The organism is Mastigocoleus sp. MO_188.B34 (genome assembly GCF_030065675.1).
Lineage (GTDB): Bacteria > Cyanobacteriota > Cyanobacteriia > Cyanobacteriales > Nostocaceae > Mastigocoleus.
Window position 1 is genome coordinate 1 of the sequence record NZ_JASJDK010000217.1, and the last position, 6,698, is coordinate 6,698.

The 6,698-nt window shown below is 34.8% G+C and carries 7 protein-coding genes; 5 read left to right on the forward strand and 2 right to left on the reverse strand.

What is annotated here, in order from left to right; all coding sequences use genetic code 11:
- Nucleotides 1-100 precede the first annotated feature (100 nt).
- On the reverse strand, nt 101-589 hold the full coding sequence (locus QNJ50_RS28080) for a hypothetical protein (protein ID WP_300642373.1): 489 nt from the start codon (nt 587-589) through the stop codon (nt 101-103).
- A gap of 1,084 nt (nt 590-1,673) precedes the next feature.
- Between QNJ50_RS28080 and QNJ50_RS28085 the strand changes: the two genes are divergently transcribed.
- The 5 genes from QNJ50_RS28085 (at nt 1,674) to QNJ50_RS28105 (ending at nt 6,376) form a co-directional block, all read left to right on the forward strand.
- Nucleotides 1,674-2,093 (forward strand): hypothetical protein, encoded by a 420-nt coding sequence (locus QNJ50_RS28085; protein ID WP_300642376.1) that lies wholly within the window; start codon nt 1,674-1,676, stop codon nt 2,091-2,093.
- A gap of 448 nt (nt 2,094-2,541) precedes the next feature.
- A complete protein-coding gene (locus tag QNJ50_RS28090) occupies nt 2,542-2,721 on the forward strand; it encodes an effector-associated domain EAD1-containing protein (protein WP_300642379.1) in 180 nt (59 codons plus the stop codon).
- A 292-nt stretch (nt 2,722-3,013) separates the two neighbouring features.
- Nucleotides 3,014-3,664 (forward strand): effector-associated domain EAD1-containing protein, encoded by a 651-nt coding sequence (locus tag QNJ50_RS28095; protein WP_300642382.1) that lies wholly within the window; start codon nt 3,014-3,016, stop codon nt 3,662-3,664.
- A 2-nt stretch (nt 3,665-3,666) separates the two neighbouring features.
- Nucleotides 3,667-5,304 carry a hypothetical protein gene (locus QNJ50_RS28100; RefSeq protein WP_300642384.1) on the forward strand — a complete coding sequence of 546 codons (1,638 nt, stop codon included), beginning with the start codon at nt 3,667-3,669 and terminating at the stop codon, nt 5,302-5,304.
- Between the two features lies 1 nt (nt 5,305).
- Nucleotides 5,306-6,376 carry a MoxR family ATPase gene (locus QNJ50_RS28105; RefSeq protein WP_300642387.1) on the forward strand — a complete coding sequence of 357 codons (1,071 nt, stop codon included), beginning with the start codon at nt 5,306-5,308 and terminating at the stop codon, nt 6,374-6,376.
- 132 nt (nt 6,377-6,508) lie between these two features.
- On the opposite strand, the gene QNJ50_RS28110 is transcribed toward QNJ50_RS28105, so the two are convergent.
- On the reverse strand, nt 6,509-6,698 hold a 190-nt coding region (locus QNJ50_RS28110; RefSeq protein ID WP_300642390.1), incomplete at its 5' end, for a hypothetical protein.

The following is a 6,698-nucleotide window of genomic DNA, read 5'->3' on the forward strand; positions in this document are numbered from 1 at the left end:
GTTACAGCGAAATCTATTTTTCAATTTTTGTGTTTTATATTTGAAGCGGTATTGCTCTGCTTTGAACGAAAAAGTGTCCTTCCAGCCGCTAAAAAATCTCTTAGCGTACAGAATTTCCGAATTGGTACATTCTCCCCTTAAAGAAGTTATCTGGTGTGGTTTCATTAGTGAGGAAATTCCAATCGAAAGTCAAAACATCACCAGCTTGTGCACTAAAGGTTTGTTTAATAGCAGAACCTTCGGTGACATCAGCATTAGCAAGATTATCCAAAGCTCCAGAAGACAAGCCTAAGAATTGTTCTAGATCTGAGTCTATAACTGAACCACCAGAATCACTTGCGCCGTTAGTTAGTAAGGCTTGGAAAGCACCGCTACTAGGAATAACTCCAAAGTTGGAAGTTTCAATACTAGTGTCACCAATAGTTTGCCAGTTAGTAAAAGTGCCAGTTTCAAATCCTCCATTATCAACAAGAAAATTGTTAGCAAAATTGTTTTGTTTGAGTCTACTAGATGAGGGGTTTTCCATTTTTAGAGTAGTTTTTTCTAAATTAGTGCTGGTTTGTTTATTTGTTTTGGAAATTACTTTCATAGTTAGGTTCTCCTGTTGACTTGAAAATTCAATATATTTATCAGGAAAGGCAGAAGTTCGTAGGCAGAAGGCAGAAGGTCTATGCCGTAGAGCTTCTGGCGACGGTCGGGAGCAAGGGTTTAAGACCCCCACCAAAATTTAAATTTGGTGGCTTGCAATTGGTAGTGGGTTGGAAGCCCCTACCACATTGCTCCCTTCTGCCTTCTGCCCTCTGCCCTCTGCCTTCTTCACTAGCCTTAGCTGGAAGGATGGTCTATAGGGTTGTCTTTGGGTGTATTCCTGATTTATCACAAAGAACGTTAAGAAGATATAACTGTTGTCTGCTCAAATCCAAGCAGAGTAAGGGTATAGATGACATTGCTTTTGTTGTGCTCAAATAGATTGTTGTCTCCTTCCCCTAGAAGTGAAGAAGGTAAGAACTGGATATTTTATAAATTGAAAGTGCTTTACAAAGATCTCGCAATCATGACTATTAAGTGTTTATACTGGGATTTGTTTGGTAGCTTTTGATGTAATTTAAACAATAGATTGTGAGGAAATTGTGAGGAAATGTATATTAAATTACTCTTATTGAAGGATTTATTAATGATATTTTGTTGATTTATAATAGTGATACCAATTTCCTGAAATTAAAGCTACAGATGGTATGCCAGGAATAAAATCATATCTTGTAATTGAGTTTCATCTTGGTAGCCTCACTAAATGAAATTGGTATGAACTGAATTGGCTGGAAAAACATCCAAGTGATAACCCTGATGAGGAATGTTTCACAGCAACATTACAACTTATCGAATTTCACGATCGCAGTCATTTTATGTATCGGATGACGACAGCTTTTTCAGAAACATTGGTTGACTTGGACAATCTGAGCAATGGCGAGAGGGAGGATTGGATTTATTAAGTGATGAGGATTGCATCATCAATTCTGCGTTCAGCATCATCCCGTGTGTTAGGTACCGTACAGCATGCGAAGCGATTCTTACAAAGTGCGTCTACCCCCTGTATATATTAAGAATTAAAATAGCTATTAATATAGCGTCTACCCCAGTTGATAAAATTCTGTGCTGCAAGTCTTGCCACATTCATGGCTTACCAAACAATCAATAATAATAGAAAAAATGAAAGAATAAAAAATACTATTACAGCTCTTAATAATGAATTATATAGCTCACATAAACTAATACTTTTTGAAAAGGCTTGTAAAACACTAAATGAGAAAATTGAAGATGTTCATTCCTTTAAGGCACTTTGTCGTCATCCTAAGGTAGCTAAAGTTTTTGTTGATGAATTTATGAATGCAAATCCAGAACAGTATCAAATTATATTAGACACTATAAAGTATTCAAATAACTTATGCTATGGAGTAGATTTTGGAATATATGAAAAGAAAATGGTTGATGAATTTTTGGGGAATATAATTTTTGAAGGATGGTGGTCTGCAATGATAATGATTCGTCATGAAGAATTTAGTTATTATGAAGAGATTGATAAGCAATATAGATGAAAACCAGATTTTGGTACCCCATATAGATATCTTAACAGGTGGATAGAAGATATCGCTTACGAGCAAAATCTTCAGCAAGTTAAGTTTGTTTTAGGCAGACTAAATATAGGAATTATTCATCGTGAGAGATTTCGTGAATTGGATAAATATTATAATGAAGTAAGACAGATTTTATCTAAATGAGAAGAAATTTTTTATAATTATTGCTAATATACCTCTTGCGAAAAAAATAAATTAATTGATAAAGATATGGGTGAACTAAAGGGTTGTATTGTAAAAATATAATGAAAATATTGATATTATAAAATTCCTTGTTCAAAATCTATTTTTTTATGATAAGTAATTGCGCTTAATCCATGTCTGATAAGGGTTTTGATTTTTCAGGATTTCTCCTGAAAAATTGTAGAGGTGGTGATCTAATTTCTAAGATGGGTTCTTTGTGTAAGGGATGAGTTTATCTGGTCAACAGCGTAAACAATTGCAAGAAGCTTTAATTGATGCTTTTCCTGATAAAGCATCATTAGAGCAAATGCTGTCTTTTGAATTGGAGAAGAATTTAGATGTAATCGCTTCAGAAGGAAATTTAAGCCAGAAAGTTTTTGAGTTAATGCCAAGGAAGGTAAAGTGAAGCTGAACCGTTTTATGAACAAGCATTAGAAATTTGTGAACAATGGTTAGTATTAATGTTGGAAATAATCTTGTTCACCGCAGGTACGTCGAAAGCCTTTGAACGCACTGCGTGAACGGGAAAACTTGGGCAGAAAGTAATTGATGTGTATTCATTTATTTTCTCGGCTACCAACTACTGAGATATTGTTGGAAGTTTTGAGAATGTTGTAATGTTTGTAACTTTATTAATTTTGAAAGGGGTGAGATAAGGTGTGGGATAAGATATTGGTAGGTAGTGTAATATATAAAACATGGGGTTATCTGGTTCACAGCGTCAGCAATTGCAAGATGCTTTAATAGATGCTTTTCCTAAAAAGTCATCATTAGAGCAAATGTTATCTTTTCAATTGAATAAAAGCTTAGATGTTGTTGCTCCAGTAGAAGGTAATTTAAGGGATATAGTTTTTGAATTAATAAAAAAAGCAGAAGCAGAGAATTGGGTCGAAGATTTAGTTGGTGCTGCGAGACAGGAAAATCCTGGTAACCAAAGCTTAAGAACCAGTGCTGAAAGCTTGAGAGTTTTACTTGAATCAATGACAACGCCAAAGTTCTCTGAAGCAGTTACTAAACCGCTTGTTAGAGATAGTTTCCAGTTACCTCGCAAATTGAGTATTCAAGAACTAAAACGATTATGCGATCTTTTCTTGCAATGTCAGTCAATGCAAAATCCACTAAGTCGCAAGGATATTATTTTAAATCTACGAAAAGAAATAGCTAGCAACACGATGATCGAAGGAAATGCCAACCAAGTGGTGCTAAGTGTAATTAAAACTTCCCGTCGTTATTCAGGGGGATTGGCAGAACTCTTAGATTCTGTTGAATTCTACGAAAACGATTCAGTTGAAATGCAAAATTTAAGAAGAACTGCAACACAAATGTTGCCAGAGGAGTTTAAGGAATAACGATGTTGTTGAATGTGCCGATAAAACCTAATGATTCAGGGTTTAAGGAACTAATCGATGCTTTAGAGAAGTGTCCTTCTATCACAGAACCTAAGAAGAGAAGAGATATCATTGGTTTTTTGGATGATATTGGCAAACAAGTGGAAGAACGAGACACTGTTCGTGCTTCAGTAATTAGTATTTTAAAAGCATTAAGCGGATTTCCAAGTCGATTTGATGAGTTAATCGATGCGATTGGATTTTACGATCAAGACAATGAGTATTTTAATAATTTAATTGAAGTTGTTAGTGATATTGCTACACAACAACAGGATTTGGAGAATAAATCGAATAAGGTAATTAGTCTTTTTGAAAATTTTGAATTAAACAATAGCGACGAAACATTTGAAAGTTTGTGGTCAGACTTATGCTCAGTTCTCGACAGAATTGATTGGAAATATATTTGGGATGCTTGTATTAAGATTAAAGAAATAAATAAAAATGAAGATCAAAAAAATTATATCAAGAGTTTGTGTTTTACCAAGAATTATGAATCATTAAAGCAAATATTTCTCGATCAATATGATCATACGTTAATAATAAAATTAGGTGAATTTCTTAAAAAGGATAATAAAAATATAAAATCATGGTTAGATAAAGCTAATTGTGAATTTAAAAACACTCGAAGCTCACCCGATCTTAATATTGATGAGAATAGGTATTGCTTTCCACCGATATTGTTAATCATAATTGACAGACTTGGTGATGGAAAAGACCAAGATAAATGGAATGTTAGAGGACAGTTTAAAACTCAAGAACAACAATCTGAACTTTTGTTATCTCAAGATAAACACGGCATTACTTGTGATACTTTTGAAGCAATTCCCGAAAAGATTAAACTTTATCTTGATTTTCTGGAAAACGATTCCAGATTTGGTAGAGAAAACATAGGTAAATTGAGAGTAGAAGTGTTTTTACCACTTTCGGAAATCAGACGAAATATTGATAGTTGGACAGTAGATTCTGAAGAAGGTTGTTCAATCCCTCTGATAACTAAAAATCGTATTTTTATTAGAATCAAAGAACGTATATCGAGAAGAAGAAATTATCGCATAAATTTACTTAAACAGGGCTGGGAAAAGATAGATGGTTTCTTAAAACAAGAACTGGCAATTTCTAAAGCATCGTTTGGAGAAATCAGAAAAAAAACTGGGAAATGTAACTTAATTGAAATCTTAGAAAATACCAATGTCTCTAACTGGATTGAATTAACAGATTTTATGGAACACTGTCTGAGTTTATGGTGTATCAGTTGGAAAAAAACTCTTCCCAATGATGAATCAGAACGAATGAATTTTTTTGGTTCTATTCTTGATAGCGGGATTCCGATCACTTTTTGGAATTGGGATTCCATTCCCCAAGAAGTAGAACAAGAAGTAAAACTTGAAACGAAGTTTGCAGAATGTTTGTGTCGGAGTAATTTAGTTAACCGCTGCCAAAAATTACTCGAAACAACCTGGAGCCTCAGACGAGTAGCCTGGGGTGAGAAAGATAAAATAGAACGTCAAAAAAGACCTGGATATTATCTTGGTATGTTATTGGAAGACCCAGAAATCTTGCCAGAGGAAAACCCTTTGCAAACAATAGGAGTAAACAAATAATATGGCAGACGAAGCCAAATCAGTCCACTGGCATCCTTTTAATGGTCAAGGCGAGCAAATATCAGAAATTCTCAACTTACCTGCTCCGCCTCCTTGGAGAACATTTAAACATTCAATTCCTGCTAAAGATGGTCAACGTTGGTCAGATTTATTGAAACTTGCCAAGAATGATCTCGAACGAGGTGAAAAGTTTCGCTTGTCAGAAATTTCCGACGACCAAAGAAATTCCGAAAATACTGAGCTTCAAAAAGCAATTGATCTTGCGATCGCAGGAGTTAATTCGGCTTTATGTTTGCGTCGTCCCTTGTTGGTTACAGGTCGTCCGGGTTCGGGAAAAACTTCTCTTGCCTATGCTTTGGCATACCAACTAAAATTGGGTCCGGTTTTAAAATGGTCGATTACTGCTCGGACAACTCTTCAGGATGGTTTATACCGTTATGATGCGATCGCCCGTTTACAAGAAGCAGACTCCGATGGCAAACAAGATATTGGTTCTTATATTACTTTAGGAGCTTTGGGTACTGGATTTCTTCCTTCCGCTTTACCCAGGGTATTGTTAATAGATGAGATAGACAAAAGTGATATCAATTTACCCAATGACTTGCTCAATCTGTTTGAAGAAGGGGAATATCAAATTCCCGAATTAAAACGTTGGACGAAGAAAAATCCAGGGCAAGAAGTATCAGTTTTTACTGACGATCAAAATATTTCTGTTAAGCTAGATAGTGGAATAGTAGGATGTAATGCTTTTCCCATTGTAGTGATGACCAGTAATGGGGAAAGAGATTTTCCTCCAGCTTTCAAAAGACGTTGTATTAGAATAAATATGCCCAATCCAGGCATTAATAATTTGACATCTATAGTCAAAGCTCATATGGGTAATGAATATTTTAATGATTCTAGCGATCGCATTGGTCAATTAATTACAGATTTTCTTAGTAAAAAAGATTTGGCAACGGATCAACTCCTCAACGTTGTTTACATGTTGACTGGTGGTGCAGAATCTAACCTTGATAGAGAATCTTTGAAGGAGCTACTATTTAAGAGTTTAAAGGATACCGAGGGATTGTGATGAGCAATCAATTAGAAACATCACAATTTTGCACATTAGCGATTTTAAGGGGTACTAAAACTCTTGGATATTTATTACTTTGGCTACAGAAATGGCATACTTTGAAACTATTTGAACAATTACTTAAGACTCTTAATCAGTCAGAGCTAGAAATGACCAGTTACGATTTGGCTGATTTATGCCAGCAATTCTCATTTTGAAAATTTCATGCAAACTATTGATAAAATTTACTAATAATTTGTCTTGAAAACCCTTTAGTCCGGTTCCATTTGCTTCCATTTTTTTTCGGGTTAAACGATTATTGGTCAAAATGAGAATTGCT

What these genes read in the sequence shown, in the direction of transcription:
- QNJ50_RS28080 (WP_300642373.1), bottom strand. Translation starts at nt 589, where the DNA reads ATGAAAGTAATTTCCAAAACAAATAAACAAACCAGCACTAATTTAGAA.
- QNJ50_RS28085 (WP_300642376.1), top strand. Translation starts at nt 1,674, where the DNA reads ATGGCTTACCAAACAATCAATAATAATAGAAAAAATGAAAGAATAAAA.
- QNJ50_RS28090 (WP_300642379.1), top strand. Translation starts at nt 2,542, where the DNA reads ATGAGTTTATCTGGTCAACAGCGTAAACAATTGCAAGAAGCTTTAATT.
- QNJ50_RS28100 (WP_300642384.1), top strand. Translation starts at nt 3,667, where the DNA reads ATGTTGTTGAATGTGCCGATAAAACCTAATGATTCAGGGTTTAAGGAA.
- QNJ50_RS28095 (WP_300642382.1), top strand. Translation starts at nt 3,014, where the DNA reads ATGGGGTTATCTGGTTCACAGCGTCAGCAATTGCAAGATGCTTTAATA.
- QNJ50_RS28105 (WP_300642387.1), top strand. Translation starts at nt 5,306, where the DNA reads ATGGCAGACGAAGCCAAATCAGTCCACTGGCATCCTTTTAATGGTCAA.